At 67.9% G+C, this 21,297-nt stretch carries 15 protein-coding genes; 13 read left to right on the top strand and 2 right to left on the bottom strand.

The window, feature by feature from the left end; translation table 11 throughout:
• The 13 genes from M2317_RS04865 to M2317_RS04925 all read left to right on the top strand — a co-directional run bounded on the left by M2317_RS04865 (window position 1) and on the right by M2317_RS04925 (window position 19,348).
• Complete coding sequence (locus tag M2317_RS04865) at window positions 1–639, top strand: YesL family protein (protein ID WP_429457857.1); 639 nt, start codon at window positions 1–3, stop codon at window positions 637–639.
• Window positions 636–3,026, top strand: coding sequence for a glycoside hydrolase family 2 TIM barrel-domain containing protein (locus M2317_RS04870; RefSeq protein ID WP_429457859.1), 2,391 nt, complete (start codon window positions 636–638; stop codon window positions 3,024–3,026). The genes M2317_RS04865 and M2317_RS04870 overlap by 4 nt, the downstream gene beginning before the upstream one ends.
• Window positions 3,023–4,261, top strand: a complete 1,239-nt coding sequence (locus M2317_RS04875; protein ID WP_429457860.1) for an ROK family protein — start codon at window positions 3,023–3,025, stop codon at window positions 4,259–4,261. The genes M2317_RS04870 and M2317_RS04875 overlap by 4 nt, the downstream gene beginning before the upstream one ends.
• 359 nt (window positions 4,262–4,620) lie before the next feature.
• Window positions 4,621–5,940 carry an ABC transporter substrate-binding protein gene (locus M2317_RS04880; protein WP_429457862.1) on the top strand — a complete coding sequence of 440 codons (1,320 nt, stop codon included), beginning with the start codon at window positions 4,621–4,623 and terminating at the stop codon, window positions 5,938–5,940.
• Window positions 5,941–6,019: 79 nt separating this feature from the next.
• The gene (locus M2317_RS04885; RefSeq protein WP_429457864.1) at window positions 6,020–7,030 is read left to right on the top strand and encodes a carbohydrate ABC transporter permease; all 1,011 of its coding nucleotides are present in this window, start codon (window positions 6,020–6,022) and stop codon (window positions 7,028–7,030) included.
• Window positions 7,027–7,917 (top strand): carbohydrate ABC transporter permease, encoded by an 891-nt coding sequence (locus M2317_RS04890; RefSeq protein ID WP_429457866.1) that lies wholly within the window; start codon window positions 7,027–7,029, stop codon window positions 7,915–7,917. Before M2317_RS04885 ends, M2317_RS04890 begins: the two co-directional genes overlap by 4 nt.
• A complete protein-coding gene (locus M2317_RS04895; protein WP_429457868.1) occupies window positions 7,914–8,621 on the top strand; it encodes a hypothetical protein in 708 nt (235 codons plus the stop codon). The genes M2317_RS04890 and M2317_RS04895 overlap by 4 nt, the downstream gene beginning before the upstream one ends.
• Entirely contained in the window at window positions 8,618–10,624 is a 2,007-nt protein-coding gene (locus M2317_RS04900; protein ID WP_429457869.1) for a glycoside hydrolase family 36 protein, read from the top strand. The genes M2317_RS04895 and M2317_RS04900 overlap by 4 nt, the downstream gene beginning before the upstream one ends.
• Window positions 10,621–11,514: a family 43 glycosylhydrolase gene (locus M2317_RS04905; RefSeq protein WP_429457871.1), complete on the top strand. Its 894-nt coding sequence runs from the start codon at window positions 10,621–10,623 to the stop codon at window positions 11,512–11,514. The genes M2317_RS04900 and M2317_RS04905 overlap by 4 nt, the downstream gene beginning before the upstream one ends.
• Window positions 11,511–12,521, top strand: coding sequence for a hydroxyacid dehydrogenase (locus tag M2317_RS04910; RefSeq protein WP_429457873.1), 1,011 nt, complete (start codon window positions 11,511–11,513; stop codon window positions 12,519–12,521). Before M2317_RS04905 ends, M2317_RS04910 begins: the two co-directional genes overlap by 4 nt.
• Entirely contained in the window at window positions 12,518–14,059 is a 1,542-nt protein-coding gene (locus M2317_RS04915; protein WP_429457875.1) for a glycoside hydrolase family 43 protein, read from the top strand. Before M2317_RS04910 ends, M2317_RS04915 begins: the two co-directional genes overlap by 4 nt.
• Before the next feature lie 62 nt (window positions 14,060–14,121).
• Complete coding sequence (locus M2317_RS04920) at window positions 14,122–15,519, top strand: glycoside hydrolase family 28 protein (protein WP_429457876.1); 1,398 nt, start codon at window positions 14,122–14,124, stop codon at window positions 15,517–15,519.
• Window positions 15,520–15,556: 37 nt separating this feature from the next.
• Window positions 15,557–19,348, top strand: coding sequence for a carbohydrate-binding protein (locus M2317_RS04925; protein WP_429457878.1), 3,792 nt, complete (start codon window positions 15,557–15,559; stop codon window positions 19,346–19,348).
• A gap of 51 nt (window positions 19,349–19,399) precedes the next feature.
• Here the strand turns inward: M2317_RS04925 and M2317_RS04930 are convergent, their stop codons facing one another.
• Together M2317_RS04930 and M2317_RS04935 are read right to left on the bottom strand one after the other, a co-directional pair.
• On the bottom strand, window positions 19,400–20,488 hold the full coding sequence (locus M2317_RS04930) for a LacI family DNA-binding transcriptional regulator (RefSeq protein ID WP_429457880.1): 1,089 nt from the start codon (window positions 20,486–20,488) through the stop codon (window positions 19,400–19,402).
• A 51-nt stretch (window positions 20,489–20,539) separates the two neighbouring features.
• Window positions 20,540–21,295 carry an alpha/beta fold hydrolase gene (locus M2317_RS04935; RefSeq protein ID WP_429457882.1) on the bottom strand — a complete coding sequence of 252 codons (756 nt, stop codon included), beginning with the start codon at window positions 21,293–21,295 and terminating at the stop codon, window positions 20,540–20,542.
• Window positions 21,296–21,297 lie beyond the last annotated feature (2 nt).

The following is a 21,297-nucleotide window of genomic DNA, read 5'->3' on the forward strand; positions in this document are numbered from 1 at the left end:
ATGCCAGGCATCTTCGCCGCCGACTCCGCGCTCATGCGCACGCTCACGCGCATCGCGGACGTCATGATTCTCAACATCCTGTTCATCGCGACGTCGCTGCCGATCGTGACGATCGGCGCGTCGCTCACCGCGCTGAACGCCACCGCCATGCGCATCGTCGCGGGCGACGACCACTCGATCACGCGCGACTACTTCACGGCCTTCCGCCGCGACTTCCGACAGTCGACCGTCATCGCACTGCTGCTCGCGGCGATCGGCGGGGCTTTCGCCGCCTGGTACTTCGTCGTCACGCAGCAGGTGGCCGACGCCGTGCTGCAGTTCGTGCTGCTCGCGATCTGGTTCGTGCTCCTCTTCATCGCCGTGACGTCGGTCCTGTTCGTCTTCCCTTATCTCGCGCGGTTCGAGGATTCGACGCGGAACGTGCTGCGCAATGCCCGTCTGATCGGTCTGCGCCACCCGCTCGCCGCGGTCGCGATCCTCGCGGTCACGGTTCTGGCCGTCGTGGTCAGCATCTTCTTTCCGCAGGCCACCGGCTACGGCCTGCTCTGGCTGCTCATCGGCTTCGGCGGGCTCGCCGTGGTCCACGCCGTCGTCTTCACGCGGGTGTTCGCCCGCTACGCCTCGGCGGATGTCGCATGACCGGCGTGCAGACGCATCGCGTCGCCGAGTGGCGGTTCGCGCTCGAGGATCATCGCGGCGCGTGGGCCAAGAGCTTCGACGATTCCGGCTGGCGTGCGGTGACCGTACCGCACGACTGGAGCGTCGAGCAGGATTTCGCCCCGGATCATGCCAGCGGCACCGGCTATCTGCCCGGGGGCGTCGGCTGGTACCGCGCCCACGTGCCGCTGGACGCGCTCGAGCGTGCTGATGACGCGCACATCACCCTGTCCTTCGGCGGCGTCTACAAGAATGCGGAGGTCTGGGTCAACGGCTACCATCTCGGCGGACGCCCGAACGGACACGTGCCCTTCTCCTTCGACCTCACCGAGATCGTCGCCTACGCGCCCGATGGCGACCTCGTGATCAGCGTGCGCGTCGATCGCACCGAGATCGCGGACTCCCGCTGGTACAACGGCTCAGGCATCACCCGTGCCGTCGTGCTCGACGTGCACGGGCCGGTCAGGGTCGCGGCGCAGAGCACGGCCTTCACCTCCTCGGGCGTCACCGCGGAGTCCGCGGTCATCCGCATCGCCCAGACCCTCGTGAACGACCTCTCCCAGGATGCCGAGGTGCGCGTGCGGCACGAGCTGCGCTCTCTCGCCTCCGGCGCAGAGCACGCCTTCGAGCGGGAGATGCGGGTGCCGGCCGGCGCGAGCGTCGAGCTCGTCGTGGACGGACGGATCCCGCACCCCGAACTCTGGTCGGATGCCGATCCGGCGCTGCACCGCCTCTCGACGCAGTTGACCTGGCGTACCGCTGACGCGCGCGGGCGGAGCGAGAGCGCCGAGATCGTCGGCATCCGCTCCATCGTGTTCGACGCGGATCGCGGACTGCTCGTGAACGGCGAATCCCGCACGCTCAGGGGGGTGTGCCTGCACGAGGACGCCGGAGTCCTCGGTGTCGCGGTGCCCGCCCAGGTCTGGCTGCGTCGGCTGCTCGCGCTCAGGGACATGGGGTGCAACGCGATCCGGATGGCGCACAACCCGCACGACGCGGTGCTCTACGCGCTGTGCGACGCGCTCGGCTTCTACGTCATCGACGAGGCGTTCGACGAATGGGAGAACCCCAAGAACAAGTGGTGGCAGGGCCACAACGTGTACCCGCCGAAGCACGAGGGATACGCGACGCACTTCCCGCAGTGGCACGAACAGGATCTGCGGGACATGATCGCGGCGCACCGCAACCATCCGTCGATCATCGCGTGGAGCATCGGCAACGAGGTCGACTACCCGAACGACCCGTACGTGAGCGAACTGTTCCACGAGATGACCGGCAACAACGATGCCGACAAGCCGGCGCAGGAGCGCGTCTACGATCCGAGCCGCCCGGACATCCGACGACTCACGACGATCGCGCGCCGGCTGGGCAGGATCGTGCGGGAGGCGGATCCGAGCCGCCCGGTGACGCTCGCGGCCGCCTTCCCCGAGCTCTCCAGCCGGACGGGACTGCTCGACGACCTCGACGTCGTCGGATACAACTACAAGGAGCAGCTCTACGCCCAGGACCATGAGCGCTTCCCGGACAAGCCGTTCCTCGGCAGCGAGAACGGTCACGGCTATGCCGAATGGCGCGCCGTCGTGGACAACGAGTACGTCTCGGGTCAGTTCCTCTGGACCGGGATCGACTATCTCGGGGAGGCGCACGGCTGGCCGATCCACGGATCCGGCGCAGGTCTGCTGACGCTCGCCGGCTTCCCGAAGCACGAGTGGCATCTCCGCCGCAGCTGGTGGTCGGAGGAGCCGACCGCTCACCTCGTCGTCCGCGCGCACGAGGCGGTCGCCGATCGGAAGGCGTTCTGGACGCATCCCGTCTCGCGTCATTGGGAGACGGAGGACGGCGCGATCGAGGTCATCGCCTTCGCCGGCGGCGGAGAACCGCGATTCACCGTCGACGGCCTGGATGTGCCGCTGGAGTTCGATCAGGACGGCGGGTATCTGCGCGCGGTGGCCCCGGCATCCGCTGCGGTGCTGACACTGGAGGTCTCCGCCGGCGGACATGTGGTGGCGCGGGACGAACTGCGCCCCGCCGGAGTACCGACGCGACTGGATGCCGAAGTCTGGCGTGTTCCGGATGAGGCGGCGCGGCGGTGCGCCGCCGCCCGCATCGACGTCGACGACGTCGTTCAGATCGAGTGCGCGCTGCGCGACGACAGCGGTGCGCTCGCCTCATCGGACGCGACGGTCGCGGCCGATGCGCGGGGTGGCGATCTGCTCGGCCTGGAGAACGGCGACCTCGCAGATGTCACGGCGTATCGGAGCACCGGACGCCGCACGTACCGGGGGCGGCTCATCGCCTACGTGCGCCCTGGCACGGCCGAGGTACGGCTCAGCACGCCGGGTATCGAGACTGTTACGGTTCAGCTATGAGGGGTGCGCTGCCGAGGCGGACGTCGCGAGACATCCGCAGCGATTCGATGGTCGATGTGCTGCACGCGGTGCTGTCGGCCGGCGAGACCACCCGCAACGAGATCGCCCAGAGGACCGGCCTGAGCCCGGCGACAGTGGTCACGATCGCCGGCGCTCTCATCGAACGCGGCATCATCGTCGAGACGAAGACATCGGCCGGCCAGGTGGGCAGGCCGACAGCCGTGCTCGCGATCGACGCCGACCGCGGCCGCGTCATCGGCCTCGACGTCGCCGAGACCTACGTACGCGGCGTGATGTTCGATGCGACCCTGAATCCGCTCGCGCAGATCGAACGCGCGCACGACGAGCACCTGCTCGATCCGGATTCGATCGTCGAGGCGATCGGACTGGTCCTGGACGATCTGCTCGCGCAGGAGGGCGTGTCGCGGGACGGCATTCTCGGCGTCGGGATATCGCTCCCCGGGCTCATCCAGGAGCCGGCGGGCGTCGCGGTCGTCGTTCCGAACTGGGAGTGGCGCAGCGTCGAGCTCGACCACCTGCGCGAACGCGTCGGCCTCCCGCTGGTCATCGATAACCCGCTGAAGGCGATGGTCGCTGCCGAGCTGTGGCTCGGACGGGGGCGGTTCGCCTCGAGCATGACCACCGTCAACCTCGGCACCGGCGTCGGCGCGGGGATCGTCCTCGAGGGGCGCGTCCTGCGCGGCTCGACGAACTCGGCGGGGGAGTGGGGGCACTCGCTGCTGCAGCTGGACGGACGCCTGTGCCGCTGCGGTCGCCGCGGCTGCGTCGAGGCGTACATCGGCGCGCCCGGCATCCAGCAGACGCTGCGCGAACTCGATCCGGAGCATCCCCTCGCGGATGTCGAGATGCAGCGGGACTTCATCATGGCGCTGGCCACCGCAGCGGCGGATCCGGAACAGGATGCCGCGGTGCGCGAGACCGTGGCGCGCACCGCCTACTACCTCGGCTCGGCGCTGGCGGACCTGGTCGCGATCGTGAATCCGGAGATCATCACGCTGACCGGATGGACCACGTGGGCGCTCGGCGACCTGCTGCTCCCACCGGCCGCCGAGCGCATGCGCGAGCAGTCGCCGGGGCGTGCGGGAACCGCGTTGGAGCTCGAGGTGTCGACCGTGCGCGGGAATCCGGTCGCCTCCGGCATCGCGATGATCGCGTTGGAGCGCTCGCTGGTGGATGCCGGGCTGCTCACGTCGCGCATCCCTGTGGCCCTCTGACGAGACGAGAAACCACATCCGCCACGAGAAACCACTCCCTGCGTGATTTCTCGCGGCGGATGTGATTTCTCGTCGAAGCCCGGGGCTACGCCAGCTCGATCAGCGACCAGGACACCGGCGGCAGCGTCGCGCGGACCGCGCCGTCGATGACCTCGACTCCGGCGAGCGGCGCCATGCTGACACGGTCGGGCGGGCACGGCAAACGTCGATCATGTCGATTCTGGCCGATATCCAATCGTGATGCAACTAGTTTCACTTTTTGCTTGGAAAGCGTTCGCCATCTGGGTTACAGTCCCTTGACGGAGCCGCTTCGGCCCATGATCAAGGGAGATGCAATGACACACGCAATGATGCGTCCGATGACTCGGCGGATCGCGCTGGTCGGTGTCGCGGCAGCCGTATCGGCGGTCGCGCTCGCCGGCTGCTCGAGTGCTGGCGATGCGGGAGCCGCCGGCGACAAGACCACGATCCGATTCCTCTACGCCACCGGCGACGACACGTGGAACAACACGGTCGACGCCCTCGTCGCCGATTTCAACGAGCAGAGCGATTCGACGGTCGTCGAGCTCGACCCGCTTCCGGCGGGAAGCGACTACGCGACCGCGCTCAAGACCGTCGACGCCACCGGCAAGTGGCCGGCCATCGTCGACATGCGCGACACGCTGACGTACGTGAACGCAGGCAAGCTCGCGCCGATCCCGACTGAGGTCACCGATCTGCTGCAGCCGGAGGCGTTCGCCGCTGCTGCCGATGGAAACGTCTACACGCTGCCGTACAGCGCCCTCAACGGCGAGATCGGCATCAACATCGTCTACAACAAGGACTACTTCGAGGAGCACGACCTCGAGGTCCCCGCCACCTACGACGAATTCATCTCGCTCATGGAGGACATCAAGGCGAACGGCGACGTGCCGCTCGCGACCGCTGCCGCCGAGGTGTGGCCAGCAGACCAGCTCTGGAAGCCGCTCGCCGCACCGACCTTCGCCGAGTACGGCGACCAGGGCGGATTCTGGAACGTCGCCGCTGAGGGCGGCGCCGGCATCGAGGACTTGCGTGCGCCCCTCGAGCAGCTCGAGTACATCACCGACAACTTCCTGCTGCAGGGATGGCAGTCCACAGCGGATGCCCAGACCACGACCCTGCTCGTCAACGACCAGGCGGTGATGGCGACATCGTCGGCGGGCCTGGGTCGGCTCATGGACATCAGCAAGGTCGACCCCGACTTCAACGCCGGCATGTTCATCATCCCGGCGCAGGACGGCAAGATCTACGTCCTCAAGAACAGCCCCATCGGCGACACCGCCGGCGGACTCGCGATCTCCTCGCAAGCGGCGGAGGACGAGGACGTGATGGCGTCTTCGGTGGAGTTCCTGACCTATTTCTACTCAGTGGATGCCGCGAACCTCATGCAGGAGAACGGCTGGCTGTCACCGAACATCGCCAAATCGGATGAGGTCACGCAGAACGACACGATTCCTGGCGCCGCCGACTACTTCGCGCTGCTGGAGAACCCGAACCTCGTCTGGTACGAGAACGAGCCCGAGCTGAGCACCATGAGTGCCTTCAACACGTTCTTCCGGCAGACGCGCATCGAGATGCAGGACAAGCAGACGACGATCGATCAGATGATCGAGAAGTCCCAGGCCGAGCTCGACAAGCAGGTCGCAGCCGCCGGCTGACCTGCCTCGGGGTCCGAGCGACGTCGTCGCCGCTCGGACCCCCGACATCCGTCCACGTCCCGTGCCCGTAGGAGGACACATGAGCGATCAGAGCTCGATGGAGGGTGGTGCCGGCGTCGTCAGCGCCACAGCACTGCTCACCGGCGAACAGCCCCTCAAAGGGGCGCCCGATGCACCGCCGCCACCGGCATCGCGACGACGCGGTCTGCGCGTCGCGACGCGGGGGCGACTCGTGCTCCTCGGTTTCGTCGCGCCCGCGCTCATCATCTACCTGCTGATGGTCATCGTCCCGTCGTTGCAGTCCGTGCAGCTGAGCTTCACGAACTGGGACGGCATCAGCGACTCGTACGACTACGTCGGCACAGCCAACTACGAGGACATCCTGTCCAGCGACCGCTTCTGGAACGCGGTGAAGAACACCCTCATCCTGGGGCTCGGCTCAGCACTCGTCATCAACCTGATCGCGCTGGTCGTCGCCCTCATGCTCGACAAGCTCAATCACGCCCAGGGGCTGTTCCGCACCGCCGTGTATCTGCCGGCCCTGGTCAGCGCCTTCATCATGGCGACGATCTGGAAGTACCTGCTCAACTACAACTTCGGCATCGTCAACACGATGCTGCGAGACCTCGGGCTGCCCGATTGGGCGCGCGATTGGCTGGGTGACAGCAGCATCGTCGTCTGGGTGATCCTCTTCATCACCTGCTTCACTCTCGGCGGCAACACCACACTGATCTATCTCGCGAACCTGCAGTCGGTGCCGCAGGAGCTCCTGGAAGCAGCGCGCATCGATGGGGCCGGCAGCTGGAAGGTGTTCTGGAACGTCACGTGGCCGATGATCGCCGGCGCCGTCACGGTCAACATGACGCTGGCGATGATCGCCGGGTGGGTGATCTTCGATCAGGTCATGGTGCTGACCTCGGGCGGTCCTGGCTTCGTGAGCGAGACCATGGCGTTCTTCATCTACAAGGTCGGCTTCGGCGAGTACCGGGCCGGATTCGGTTCGGCTGCTGCGGTCGTCCTGTTCCTCGTCGTGATCATCAGCACGGTCGGTGCGAACGCCTACATGCGCAAGAGGGAGATCCAAGCATGAGTGCTGCAGACGCCACGCGCGCGCAGGTGCTGCCGAAGAAGACGCGGACGCCGCGCGAGAAGAAGAGATGGACGATCGGCGAGATCGTCGTGATGATCGTCCTGTCGGTTCTCGTGATCGCCGTGGCGTCCCCCGTCATCTACGCGCTGCTGCAGTCGTTCCGGTCGTACTCGGAGATCACGATCGACCCGATGGGCCTGCCGACGCAGTTCACCTTCGACAACTACATCGCGCTGTTCCAGCAGACCGACTACGCCGAGGCGCTGCTGAACACCTTGATCATCACCGTCGGCACGGTAGTGCTGCTGGTTGCGATCGTACCGATGGCCGCATACGGCATCGAGCGCGTCGGCGGATGGACCGGACGCTTCCTGTACGTCCTGTTCATCGCCGGACTCATGATCCCGTTCCAGGTCCGAATGATCCCGCTCGTCAAGGGCTTCAACGACGTGGGCCTGTACAGCACCCTGACCGCGGTCATCCTCGTGCACCTCGGCGGCGCCGCGAGCTTCGGCATCCTGTTGTACTGCAGCTTCATCAAGGGCATCCCGGTCGAGGTCGAAGAAGCGGCGCACGTCGACGGCGCCGGTCGTCTGCGCACGTTCTGGCTCATCGTCTTCCCCATGCTGATGCCGGTGACGAGCGCCTTCGTGATCATCCAGGCGCTGGGGCTGTGGAACGACTTCTTCATCCCGCTGGTGTTCCTCGACTCGTCGTCGGCCGGAACGATCAACGTGGCGATCAACCGCATGGTGGGGCTGCTCACCTCGCAGTGGCAGCTCATCTACACCGGTGCGATCCTGGCGATCATCCCGTCGATCGCGATCTTCGCCGGCTTCCAGCGCTACTTCATCAAGGGCATGTCGGTCGGGGCGGTGAAGGGATGAGCGCCGTGACGACCTCGAAGATCGGCCGTGTGCTCGGCTATGACGGCGCCATCGCCACGCTGTTGCTGACGGTGTTCCAGTACTTCCTCGCTTCTGCCTCCTTCGTCGCGTGCCTGATGCCGGCGCTGGTGTTCCAGGCGCTGGTGGGGTGGCAGCTGACCCACCTCGCGCTGTGGCTGGGGGCAGTGTCGCTGCTCCCGCTCGCGCCGGCGCTCCAGGCGCTGGTCATCGCCGCCGATCGGCTGCTGACGCAGGGCGCGACCGCCCATGCCGGGCGGGTCTTCTGGCGGGCGTTCGCGGATGCCGTGCGCGCCCGCCGGGCGGCGGCACTCGCCGTCGGCGCCGGTGTCCTCGTGCTCGGCTACGACGTCGCGCTTCTCGGTGCGGACGCCGAAGTGCTCCTGGGTGGTGCCGCCCTGGCCGCCGTCGCCGTGGTCGTGCTGCTCTCCTCGATCTTCGTGGTCGCCGCAGGGTCCGAGCTGCGCGGCGTCGCGCTCGCCGTCGCCGCGGGGCGGATCGCACTGCTGCGCCCGCATCTCGCGCTGGTCTGGCTGCTGATCGCCGGCATCGCGGTTTTCGCGACCACGCTGCCCGTCGTGGGTGCGGTCGCATGGTTCTCCGCACCGGCGCTCGCCGCTGTGGGCGCCGTCATCTGCAACCGCACGCTGGGGTTCGCGAGTGCGCACGAGCGGGTGGGCGCATGACGGCCCGGCTCGGGGACGTCGTCGTCGGGTGGAACGGCGACGGGCCGGCGACGGTCTCTGTGCACGGCAGTCGTCCGGTGCCCTTCATCGAGATCTTCACCGCAGCCGAGCAACGCGCTCGGACGAGCCAGGCGTACGTCCGCTCGGCCGTCGGATCGCGGCTGCGGCCCATCGACACCGAGGTCGGTCCCGATGCCGTGACGATCGTGCAGCGCGACGAGCGCACCGGGCTCGAGGTGACGAGCTCGCTCACACTCTCGGGAGCGGCGCTGCGCGTGCAGCACGCCGTCCGAGCGTCGACCGAGCCGGTCGTCGTCACCGCCGTCAGCTCGCTCACCTTCGGCCTTGGCGAGAGCGCCGACGCGGGCTCGGCCTACGACTTGCTGACCGCGCGCAGCGAATGGCTGGCCGAGAACCGCTGGCACCGGCGCCCGCTCACGGACGAGCTTCCTCCGCTCTCGCTGTCGATCCACGGGCAGGACGGGCGAGGGCACGCTTCCCTCACCAGCCACGGCGCGTGGCCGACGGGAGAGCATCTGCCCGTCGGCGCGCTCGTCGATGGTTCCGGCGACACCATCGCCTGGCAGATCGAGAGCGGCGCCGGCTGGCACGTCGACATCAGCCAGGGCCTCGACGGCCTCACGGTCTCGCTCCTCGGTCCGACGGATCTCGAGCACCAGTTCGCCTACACGCTGTCCGGTGATGACATCTTCGTCACTGCTCCGGTCGCGCTCGCCGTCGGTGCGGGCATCGAGACAGCGTTCGCCGGTCTCACGACCCATCGGCGGGCGATCCGTCGGCCGGACGGATCGGCACTCCCTATCGTCTACAACGACTTCATGAACACGCTGATGGGGCAGCCGAGCTCTACGGCGCTGCGCCCCCTGATCTCGGCGGCGGCGGATGCCGGGGCCGAGGTGTTCTGCATCGATGCCGGATGGTTCGCGGACCCGGAGATCGGCGACTGGTGGGACACCGTCGGGGAATGGCGGGAGGCGACGAGCCGCTTCGACGATCGCGGTCTTCGCGGGATCATCGACGACATCCACCTGGCGGGCATGCGATCAGGGCTCTGGCTCGAGCCCGAGGTCGTCGGGGTTCGAAGCGCCGCCGCCTCGACGCTCCCGGAGGACGCGTTCTTCCGTCGCTTCGGCGCCCGGGTGCGCGAGCACGACCGATACCACCTCGACTTCCGTCACCCGGCGGCGCGCGCCCATCTCGACGAGACCGTCGACCGTCTCGTGAGCGACTACGGAGTCAGCTTCCTGAAGCTGGACTACAACATCAACCCCGGCGCAGGTACCGAGTGGCTCGCGACAGCAGCCGGCGACGGCTTGCTCGGACACGTCCGAGCCTTCGGTGAATGGCTGGACGACGTGCAGGCGCGGCATCCCGGTCTCTTGATCGAGAACTGCGCCTCGGGCGCGATGCGTGCGGACTACGCGTTCCTGTCGCGGACGCACGTGCAGTCCACCAGCGATCAGCAGGACTTCCGCTTCTATCCGCCGATCGCGGCATCCGCGCCCGCATCGATCCTGCCCGAGCAGTGCGGAAACTGGGCATACCCGGCTGTCGGGATGACGGATGCCGAGACGGCGTTCACGCTCGTGACCGGACTCAGCGGTCGGCTGTATCTCTCCGGATTCCTCGGCGAGCTGCGCGACGCACAGCGGGAACTCGTCTCCGAGGCCGTCGCGCTGCACAAGCAGCTGCGTGCCAGCCTTGCGGATTCGCAGCCGTTCTGGCCGCTCGGTCTCCCGAGCTGGGAGGACGATGCCGTGTGCCTCGGACTGCGCAGCGGGGCGGAAGCGCTGCTGTTCGTCTGGGACCGTGCGGGCTACGTCCGCTCCATCGAGTTGCCGGGGATCTTCGGCGACGTCGTGCAGCTCTTTCCCGAGGGCGACACCTCGTGGACCCTCGATCACGCGAGCGATGGCATCCGCATGGACACCAGCGCGGGGGTCGGGGCTCGTGTGTTCCGTGTCCGGGAGGAACTGGCATGAGCGCCGGCATCCGGACGGGCGAGCTCTTCATCGACGACCGAGGGCGGGTCGCCCAGCTCCACGGCATCGGCATCCAGCGCGTCGGCGAGCACTGGTACGTCTGGGGCGAGGACAAGACCGCCGGCGATCGGTTCACCGCGGTCGCGTGCTATCGCTCGGACGACCTCGCGACCTGGGAGTTCGTCGGCGACGCGCTGCGCGCCGGCGACGGCGACCTCGCACCGGACCGCATCATCGAGCGTCCGAAGGCCCTGCAACGGCCGGACGGACGATGGGTGCTGATCCTGCACGTCGAGAGTGCCGACTACGCGGACGCGAAGGTCGGATACGCCGTCGCCGACCGGCCCGAGGGGCCGTACGAGTACCTCGGAAGCGAGCGTCCGCTCGGCAATATCAGCCGCGACATCGGCGTCTACCAGGAGGACGGCGTCGGCTATCTCCTGTCCGAAGACCGTGAGAACGGTCTGCACATCTATCGCCTGCGGACCGACTACTGCGGCGTGGACACCATCGTGGCGACGCTGCGTCAGCAGGACCGACCCGAGATCGGGTACGAGTCGCCTTCCCTCGTCAAGCACGGCGGCGTCTACTACCTCTTCGGATCGGATCTGACCGGGTGGGATCTCAACGACAACAAGTACGCCACGGCGACGGCGCTCGAAGGGCCCTGGTCGACGTGGCAGGACTTCGCACCGGCCGGCAGCCGCACCTTCGACTCGCAGGTCAGCGTCGTGCTGCCGGTGGATGGTGGGCACGTCTACTTCGGCGACCGGTGGGATCGCGACGACCTCGCATCCTCGGCGCCCGTGTGGCTGCCGCTGCGAATCGAAGACGGTCGCGCCGAGCTGGTCTGGCGCGATGAATGGAACCTCGAGGAGATGACGACGTGACGGCTCGCCCGCGCGCAGAGGCAGCGATGAACCCGCCCGCGCTGATGGACAACCTGTTCGGCCCGCATCGGTCGCGATTGGAGGACCTGGTCGACCTGTCCGGCGATGTGCTCACCGACTTCACCAGCGCAGACGCGCTGGTGCGGCTCGCCGATGCCGAGATCCTTCTCGCAGGGTGGGGCTGTCCGCGCATCGATGCCGACCTGATGGACCGGATGCCGCGGCTCGGGGCCGTGGTCTTCGCCGGTGGATCGGCCGCTGCTGTTCTCGACACGGCGGAAGCGTCCCGGCGCGGCATCGGCTTCACGAACGCCGGCGAGGGCAACGCGCAGGCCGTCGCCGAGTACACGGTGGCCACGATCGTGCTCGCGGGTAAGCGGGCGCGCTATGCCGAGCAGCTCTACCGGGATGGGCGCGTCTTCATCGACCGCGAGCGCGAACTCGCCGACACGGGAAACTTCGGCCGTACCGTCGGCCTCATCGGAGCCTCACGGATCGGTCGGCGAACCGCGCAGCTGCTGATGCCCACCGACGTCCGCGTGCTCGTCTACGACCCGTATGCGTCCGAGACCGAAGTGGCGACGCTCGGTGCGCAGAAGGTCGGGCTCGACGAGCTTCTGAAGGCATCCGACATCGTGTCGCTGCATGCGCCGGCATCCGCGGAGACCGACCGAATGATCGGTTCCCCCGAACTGGCGCTGCTCCGAGACGGAGCCGTCCTGATCAACACGGCCCGGGGGTCGCTCATCGACCATGCGGCGCTGCGCGTCCACGTGCGCACCGGCCGGATCGACGCCATCCTCGATGTGACGGATCCGGAGCCGCTGCCTGCCGACGACGAGCTGTGGAGCCTGCCGAACGTGATCCTCACACCGCACATCGCGGGTGCCACCGGCAACGAACTGCATCGCCTCGGTCGCGACGTCGTCGACGAAGTCGCCCGCTACGTCGCGGGCGAGCCGTTCCACGCCTTCGAGCAGGTGCCGGGGTTCGCGAGCGCGCGATGACAGCGTCCGTGCCGAACCCGATCCTGCGGGGCTTCAACCCCGACCCGTCGATCCTGCGCGTCGGGGACGACTACTACATCGCCACGAGCACGTTCGAATACCACCCGGCCGTTCGATTGCATCACTCGAAGGACCTGCAGACCTGGACGGTCATCGGGCATGCGCTGGATCTCGATCTGCGCGGCATCCCTGATTCGGGAGGCGTGTGGGCCCCGAGCCTCACGCACGCGGACGGGAAGTTCTGGCTCGCATATTCGATCGTCCGCACGATGGACGGCGACGACAAGGACATCGACAACTATCTCGTGACCGCCGAGAGCATCGACGGCCCCTGGAGCGAGCCGGTGCACCTGGGCTCCCGCGGGTTCGACTTCTCGTTCTTCCACGACGCGGACGGCACGCACTGGATCACCGGCGTGCAGTGGGACCAGCGGCCGGAGCACCCATCGTTCGGGGGGATCGTGCTCGAGGAGTACTTGCCGGACGAGAGGCGGACATCGGGAAACGCTGCGCTGCTCTATCAGGAACCCACGCTGGTCGAGGGGCCGAACCTCTACCGCATCGGCGACTGGTACTACCTGCTGCTCGCCGCTGGCGGCACCGGGTGGAACCACGCGATCACGATCGCGCGCTCGCAGGAACGCACCGGTCCCTACGTACGCGACCCCGAGCCGTTCGTGCTGACGAGCCGCGACGCCCCCGGCATCCCGCTGCAGAAGGCCGGCCACGGTGAACTGATCCAGACCCCGGACGGCAAGTGGATGCTCGTGCATCTGGCCAGTCGGCCGACGCTGCATCTCGGCGAGCGGTACAGCACTCTCGGCCGGGAGACCTGCCTTCAGCACGTCGTGTTCGACGACGACGGCTGGCTGCGGCTGGCCGACGGCGGCCATCACGGCTTCGTCGCTCCCGGAGCGCCGCGGGAGTCCTCCTGGGTCGAACGGTTCGGCGGCTCGGTGCTCGACGGGCGCCGGTGGTCGACGTTGCGTGCGCCGCTCGCGTCCGGATCGCTCACCGAACGGCCGGGGTGGCTCCGGCTGCGCGGCGGACACTCCACGGCATCCGTGTTCGATCAGTCGATGATCCTCACGCGCGCGGAGGAGCACGAGATCGACTTCTCGGCGGTGGTGGATGCCGAGCCGCGCTCGACCAGGGAAAGCGCAGGGATCATCGCTTGGTACGACCGGGCCGGATGGATCCAGGTGCAGCTCACCTGGGACGCCGAGAACGGGCGGCATCTTCGGGTTGTATGCCGTGACGGTTCGCGCACCACTCGGTCGGGGGCCGTGCCGCTCGCCGACGGCCCCGTGCGCCTGGTCGCGCGCCTGCGGGGGCCGGATCTGACGTTCGCCTGGACCGATGCCGGTGGCGAGGAGCATCCGATCCCCGGCGTCTTCCCGGCGTGGACGCTGTCCGACGACCACGGCGAAAAGCTGCGGTTCACCGGCCTGTTCCTCGGCGTCCGCGCCGAGGACCTCGACTCGCGCGGCTGGAGCGCCGACTTCGGCGACCTCACACTGATGCAGCGCGAGGTCTGAACCACCCATTCGAGATGTGCTTCTCGTCGAGCTGTCGACGGGGAGTCCGGAGCAGGAGCCAGATGATGCGATCGACCTTGGACCCCCGTAACCACGGCGCGGTGGGCGACGGCACGACGAAGGACACCGCAGCGCTGCAGGCGGCGCTGGACGCCTGCGCGGACGCCGGTGGCGGGCGAGTGGTGGTCGAACACGGCACCTACCTCACGGGGACGCTGTTCCTCCGCTCGAGAGTCGAACTGCACATCGCTGCATCGGCGCGGCTGCTCGCCAGCGCCGACATCGAGGACTATCCCGAGAACGTCCACCACAACCGCTACCGGAACGAGCCGGACCTCGACCGCTGTCTGCTGTTCGCGGAGGACGTCGAACACGTCACGCTGAGCGGGCCGGGCGAGATCAACGGCAACGGTCCCGCGTTCCCGCGGGTCGGACCGCCTCCGCGAGCCATGATGCTGCGCACGCTCCGGGCGAGTCACGTGCGGGTGCGCGACCTCCAGCTTCTCGACGCTCCGGGCTGGACGACGGCGTTCCTGGACTCGCGCTGGATCTGGGTCGAGAACGTGCGGATCCACAACGATTCGAATCTCAACGGCGACGGGCTGAACTTCGACGGGTGTGAGCACGTCTACGTGCGCGGATGCCACATCACCGGCACGGATGACAACATCTGCCTGCAGTCGTCGAGCCGCGAGTACCCCACGCGCGACATCCACATCAGCGACTGCGAGCTGAGTTCGGTCTGCGCCGGCATCCGCATCGGTCTGAAGTCCATCGGCACGATCAGCGATGTCACGATCCAGGGCATCACGATGACGGGCGTGCTGCGCGAAGGCGTGAAGATCGAGTGCACCGAGGGCGGAGTCATCACCCGCATCGCGATCAGCGACCTGATCATGCATGACGTCCGCCGCCCGCTCTGGTTCCTCTTGAACAATCGTTTCGAGCCCGACGACCTCGGCTCCTCCAAGGAGCTGGAGAGCATGCCGGAGATCGGGGAGCTCTCCCACATCCGGGTGTCGGGTCTGACCGCGGTCGACTCCGAGGAGATGGCCCACGAGCAGTGGCGATTCGATCATGACATCCAGGGAACGGCCGAGTTCGCGGGGATCCGAGTGGACGCGGCGCCGACCGCGCCGATCCGGTTCCTCACGCTGCGCGACATCACCTACGTCCCGTGGGGCGGGGTGCAAGTGCCGTCGCATCCGCTGGAGGAGTATCCGGAAGTGGTCGACGCTCTGCGGGAGAGTGCCGACGGCTCATCATCCAACTACTTCCCGACCTGGAGTCGGACGACGTTCGTCGACGTGCGCAACGTCGAGGCGCTCCGGCTCGAGGCGGTGCTCCTGCAGGCTCGGCAGCCCGATGCGCGACCCCCGTACCTCATCGAGGACTGCACCGTGCTCGCAGAAGACGTCACCGTGCTCGATGCGACTGAATCGCGGACATCGGTGCTCTGAACGAGCACGAACTCGCAAAGAAAAGGGAGAGAGATCGATGAAGATCCACGAACGACCTGCGATACGTCGGGTGATCGGCGCCGTCACTGCGGGGCTGATCGTCCTCGGCGGAGCTGCGGTGGCGACGCAGCCCGCGACGGCGGCCGAGGCGCCGCCGGAGATCGTCACGACCGTCAGCGACGCGGGGTTCACACACCCGGGCATCGGCTTCACCGCCGATCAGCTCGGGAACATGCGCACGCAGGTGCTCGCCGGTGTCGAGCCATGGTCGAGCTATCACGAGGCGATGACGCAGACGCGCTACGCGGCCGTGGATTTCCGGGCCGAGAACGCTCAGCCGGGCACCGATCTGCCGAAGAACGACGCCTACGCCAGTGCCGGCATGCGGTCCAGCGCCCTGAGGGACAGCCTCGGCGCGATGGCGCAGGCGCTGGAGTACGTCGTCACCGGTGATGAGCGATACCGTGCGAACGCGCTCCACGTCCTGCGGACCTGGAGCAGCCTGGACCCGGAGAAGTACGAGTACTTCGGCGACGCGCACATCCACACGGGTGTCCCGCTGTACTACATGCTGATCGCCGCCGAGGTGATCCGGGGCACCGAGCCGGTCAACACCGAACTCGACGGATACGACCTGCGGTGGACGGCCGAGGATCAGCAGCGGATCGAGGACAATCTCGTCCGCCCCGTGATGGACACCTTCCTGTACTCGCAGAACAGGTTGTGGAACCAGCATCTCTACGGGGTCATCGGGATGGTCGCGGCCGCGATCTTCCTCGATGATGCCGACCTCTATGCCGAGCGCGTCGAATGGTTCACCGTCAACGCCGGGTATGAGAGCGAGCACGACCTGTACGGCGGGAACGTGAACGGCTCCCTCGCCGAGCTCTTCCGCGAGATCCCGGCCGATGATCCGGCGAATCCCACCGGAGAGAGCTTCATCCAGCACATGGAGATGCTGCGCGACCAGGCGCACGGTCAGGGAGACGTCGACATCCTGGTCGCGCTCGCCCGTATCGTCGAGACGCAGGGCACGAAGCTCGATCCCGTGCACGGCACGGTGTCGGATGCCGCAGACGCCGTCTCCGCCTACGACTTCCTCGATCACCGCATCCTGGATGGCGCTGACACCTTCTATGCCTTCATGACGGGTGAGGAGGTGCCGTACGTCCCGGCGACGGAGGGCGGCGCCATCTCCCAGGCCTACCGTGGACGGCTGCAGGACCCGCTCAGCGAGACGTACCTGCAGTATCGCTATGTCGCGGATGTCGATGTCGAAAACGAAGCCCCCCACGTCGCCGAGCTGTACGAGCAGCGTGATGGCCCGCTGTATCACTACGGGACCGGCATCCAGAACTTCTGGAACGACCGAGGGTCGGACTACACCGGAGCCGAGTACTGGGTCGCCTTCCCCGAGGAACTCGCGGACGCGGAGGACACCGTCTCGCCGGTCGCCGACAGCGCTGAGCTGTCGGTCGAGCAGTTCGGCATCCCGTTGGGAGGAGGAGCGCAACGCGCGGAGGATGCCGACGGGGCGGCGTACATCCGCCTGGACGCCGGCGCGGATGACGCGCAACTCGCGGTGCGCCGTGCCGTCTGGGGCGATCGGAGCACGCGGTCTCTGGTCGGCGTGCGGGTCCGCAGCGACAGCGTCGCCCGGTTGGAGGCTTCGCGGACGTCGACGGATGAGCCGTTCGCCGAGGTGGTCGTCCCGGACACCGATGGCGCCTGGCGATACGTCTGGATCGATCTCGACCAGGCGAAGACGCCTGGTGCTGTGGGCGACAACATCGTGTTCCTCAGAGCGCACGGCTCGGATGCGCGCGTCGACGTCGCGGGCGTGCTCGCCCAGGCCAACGGCACGCTGACCCCGCCGGAGTTCGCGGACGCGCCCGCCCTCGACATCGTCGCGGTGGCAGGCGAGACGCTCATGCGGGGGCTCGAGACGACGGATGCCGGCGGCGAGACGGTCTCGCTCGCGCTGCAGGACGCACCGGTGGGCGCTGAACTCGTCGGAGCGGAGATCTCGTGGACGCCGGAGCGGACCGGCACAGTGAACATGGTCGCGGCAGCGTCGGATGGGACGACCATCACCGCCCTGCCGATCGCGATCTCTGTCGTCGAAACCAGGGCGGCGGCGATCGAGGCGTGGAATGCGCAGGTCGGCGACCAGGCGGAGTACACGGCGGCGAGCTGGGCGTCGTTGAGCGCCGCACGCGACCAGGCCATCGAGGAGGCGGCCACCGCGGATGCCCCGCAGTTCGCCGCGCTCCTGGACCGGCTCGGCGATGCCGTGGCGGGGCTGGTGCCGCTGAGTCCAGAACTGTCGGACGGATCGCTCGACTATCGGACGCTGGTCACAGCACCACCGCTGACGACCGCGCAGCTGATCGCGCTGACGGACGGGGACAACCAGACCCATTGGGGTGATCAGCGCGTCGTGAGCATCGCGTTCGACTTCGGACCCGGGTTCCGCGTCAGCGCGGACCGGTTCGGGTTCCAGGCCAGGGACACTTTCGCGAATCGTTCGGAGGGGACGAACGTCTACGGTTCCGACGACGGGACGAGCTGGACGCTGCTGACCGAGCATCCGAACGCAGGACAGGATGCCGAGATGGAATGGGTCGACGTGCGCACCGAGGTGCGCGACGAGCGCTACCGCTTCCTGAAGTTCCAGGTCGATGAGCCCGGGGTGCCGTCGGACCCGAGCTATCCCGGCCTGTGGAGCATCGCGGACATCCGTATCGACGGTGTACGCAGCGAGGCCGCTGGTTCGATGGACACCGTCAGCATCTCGTCACCGGATGCCGTCGCCGGGCGCGTCGTCGCGGACGATCAGGTGGAGCTGCACCTGGCTGGCCCCGCCGAGAACTCCGATGTCGCGGTGACGGTGCTCGGAGTTCCGGCGGAGGTGACCTCGCCTGCCGCCGGTGAATGGCTGGCGACGGCCACGATCCCCGCAGATGCCGAGACCGGCGGCGCGGTCTCGTTCGCTGTGCACTTCCGGACCTCTGATGGCGGGCCGGCGGACGGAATCTTCGCGACCACCGACGGATCCGAGCTGTACCTGTCGAGCGACATAGGTCAGGTCGACGATGCGTTCCGTGCGGCCGCGTCGCTGCGGCCGGATGGGCAGGCCGACCCGGCATGGAGTCAGTACGCCGCGCGGATGCTGGACGGCGATCCTGCGACCCATTCGGATACCCGACTGAACGCGGGAATCTATGGGAACGTGTGGGACTTCGGTGCGGCTCAGGTCGTTTCGCTGACGGGCGCCGAACTGCTGGTGCGGCAGGACGGCTACGGCACATCGCGGATCGCCGACATGCGGCTGGAGGGGTCGAACGACCTGCAGACGTGGACGCGCCTGACGCCTCGTGCTCCCGCAAAGACGCTCGACTGGCAGCAATGGCAGGTCGATGCGGATGCTCCGTTCCGCTACGTCCGCATCGCGAACGGCCAGATCCTCGGCGTCGCGGAGCTGCACCTCTTCGGTGACGTCGTGCCGGTCGACCCGCCGGTGCCGGCCTGGGACGCGGAGTCGACGTACGGCGCCGGCGATCAGGTGTCGCATGACGGGAAGACCTACGTCGCGCAATGGTGGTCGAGGAGCGAGGTGCCGGGAAGTACAGCCACCGGATCGTGGATGGAGCAGGGAACGCTCGTCGTCGACGCCGGCGAGGAGGTGCGCGCCTGGACCGCATCCTGGGTCTACACCGGCGGCGAGATCGTGGCGCACGACGGACACGCCTTCCGAGCCGAGTGGTGGACCCGCAACCAGAAACCGGGAGATCCATCCGGTCCCTGGGTGGATCTGGGAGCGTACTGACGGTGAAGGGCCGGCCGAGCATGGTCGGCCCTTCGCATCATCGTCTCCGGTCTACCCGCGTGCGCGCCCGGAAGACCCGCGCACGATCAGTTCGCTCGGCAGCACGATCGGTCCGTCGTACGGCATCCCGACCGCGATGCGTCCGGCGAGCTCGCCGACCTCGTGGAACGGTGCCCGCACCGTCGTGAGCGACGGAGTGAGGTCGGCGACGAGCTGCATGTCGTCGAAGCCGACGACCGACACCTGCTGCGGGATGGGGATGCCGGCCTCGTGCAGCGCACGACACACGCCGACGGCCATGATGTCGGTCTGGCAGACGATCGCCGTGACGTCCGGATGGGTCGCGACGAAGTCGCGGGTGGCGCTCGCGGCCTCGTCGGACGTGTTGCCGCTCGGGATGCTGAGCGCCTCGTCGAAGGGGATCCCCGCTTCGGCCAGTCCGTCCTGGTATCCCAGGAAGCGCTGATGGGACGTCGTCGTCTCGTCCAGGGAACCCACGAACGCGATGCGTCGGTGTCCGAGGCCGACGAGGTGCGCGACTCCGCTGTGCACGCCGCCGCGGTGGTCGTAGTCGATGGACGCGATGTGCGGAAGATGGGGCAGCGCTGCACGGCCGCAGAGGATGAGCTGAGCGCCCACGCGGCTGAGAGCGTCAGCGTAGCGTTGGGCGCGTTGCTCGAACTTCTCGGTGGCCGGTGTCGCTCCGACGAGGAGAACCGCGGCTACGCGCTGTTCGGTCAGCGTGTCGATCAGGGCCGCTTCTCGCTCGACGTCGCCGCCGGTGGTGCACATCGTGAACAGATGTCCGTTGGCGGTCGCGACATCCTCCGCGCCGGCGGCCATCGAGGCGAACGTCGGGCCGACCATCATGCTGGACACGAAGGCGATGCTGCGCATCCCGACACCCATCATCGACCGGGCGAGGCCGTTGACGACGTACCCGAGCTCCTCGGCCGCTGCCAGCACTCGCGCATGGCTGGCCGCCTTGCCGGCGGCGCGGCCCGCCAGCACCCGGGATGCCGTGGCGCGCGAGACGCCGGCCAGGCGCGCGACGTCGGCGAGGTTGGCTCCGCCGGCCCTCTCCGGCCCAGGCGACGCGTTGCGCCGTGCGGGGGTCTCATCGCCCGTGGTGATGCTCACAAGGGAAATCTACGCGATGGATGGCGCGTTTCCGCCGTTGGCGGCAACTAGTTACAGGTCTGTCGTCCACGACTTCGTCTCGAGAGCGAACCGCGCGGGGTCCTCGAGATGGAGGAAGTGCCCGTGTCCATCCCACCGTCGGACGACCGATCCGGTGGGCGGCAGCAGAGCGCGTTCGATACCGGCTCCGCGTTCTGAGGAGTGGAATGCCAACAGGGGGCGCACGCGGCGTCGCGCGACCGCTGTCGTCGCCTCGAGGAAACCGATCGCGTCGGCGGCGAGGTACTCGGATTCCAGATACGACGCGAGCACGTCGGCGTGCGTGGCCTGCAGATCGGCGAGGATGTCCTCTCGTTCCTGACTGCCGAGCACTCCGAAGCCGGACTCGAAGAAGTCGACGAGCGCACGCGGACCGGCAGAGCGGATGGCGGCCGCCAGCGTCCGCATGCTCGCGGCCTCGCTCTCGTCCGCGCCGTACGCCGGATCGACGACGACCTCAGCGGCGACGAGATCCGGGCGCCTGGCGTGGACCAGAAGGCTGACCTGACCACCGAGGGAATGACCGACGACGACGGCCGGGGTGCCGGTCTGTTCGGCGACCGCGATGACGTGATCGGCCGCACTCGCGATCGTCGCGTCATCGGAGACCATGCCGATCGGCGAGCCGGGAAGGTCGACCGCGCTGATCGGAGTGCTGAAACCCGCCGTCAGCAGTTCCGGCAGCACGCGCTCCCATGCGTGCGAGCTGCCGCCCCAGCCGTGGATGAGGATGAGCGGCGTGTGAGCGGAGACGGTCGGATGGGTCACTC

It is taken from the genome of Microbacterium sp. ZKA21, from assembly GCF_050434165.1.
GTDB lineage: Bacteria > Actinomycetota > Actinomycetes > Actinomycetales > Microbacteriaceae > Microbacterium.

Coding starts and splice junctions, on each gene's coding strand:
- M2317_RS04890 (WP_429457866.1), top strand. CDS start 7,027: ATGAGTGCTGCAGACGCCACGCGCGCGCAGGTGCTGCCGAAGAAGACG.
- M2317_RS04865 (WP_429457857.1), top strand. CDS start 1: ATGCCAGGCATCTTCGCCGCCGACTCCGCGCTCATGCGCACGCTCACG.
- M2317_RS04900 (WP_429457869.1), top strand. CDS start 8,618: ATGACGGCCCGGCTCGGGGACGTCGTCGTCGGGTGGAACGGCGACGGG.
- M2317_RS04880 (WP_429457862.1), top strand. CDS start 4,621: ATGACTCGGCGGATCGCGCTGGTCGGTGTCGCGGCAGCCGTATCGGCG.
- M2317_RS04920 (WP_429457876.1), top strand. CDS start 14,122: ATGATGCGATCGACCTTGGACCCCCGTAACCACGGCGCGGTGGGCGAC.
- M2317_RS04895 (WP_429457868.1), top strand. CDS start 7,914: ATGAGCGCCGTGACGACCTCGAAGATCGGCCGTGTGCTCGGCTATGAC.
- M2317_RS04875 (WP_429457860.1), top strand. CDS start 3,023: ATGAGGGGTGCGCTGCCGAGGCGGACGTCGCGAGACATCCGCAGCGAT.
- M2317_RS04915 (WP_429457875.1), top strand. CDS start 12,518: ATGACAGCGTCCGTGCCGAACCCGATCCTGCGGGGCTTCAACCCCGAC.
- M2317_RS04885 (WP_429457864.1), top strand. CDS start 6,020: ATGAGCGATCAGAGCTCGATGGAGGGTGGTGCCGGCGTCGTCAGCGCC.
- M2317_RS04925 (WP_429457878.1), top strand. CDS start 15,557: ATGAAGATCCACGAACGACCTGCGATACGTCGGGTGATCGGCGCCGTC.
- M2317_RS04870 (WP_429457859.1), top strand. CDS start 636: ATGACCGGCGTGCAGACGCATCGCGTCGCCGAGTGGCGGTTCGCGCTC.
- M2317_RS04905 (WP_429457871.1), top strand. CDS start 10,621: ATGAGCGCCGGCATCCGGACGGGCGAGCTCTTCATCGACGACCGAGGG.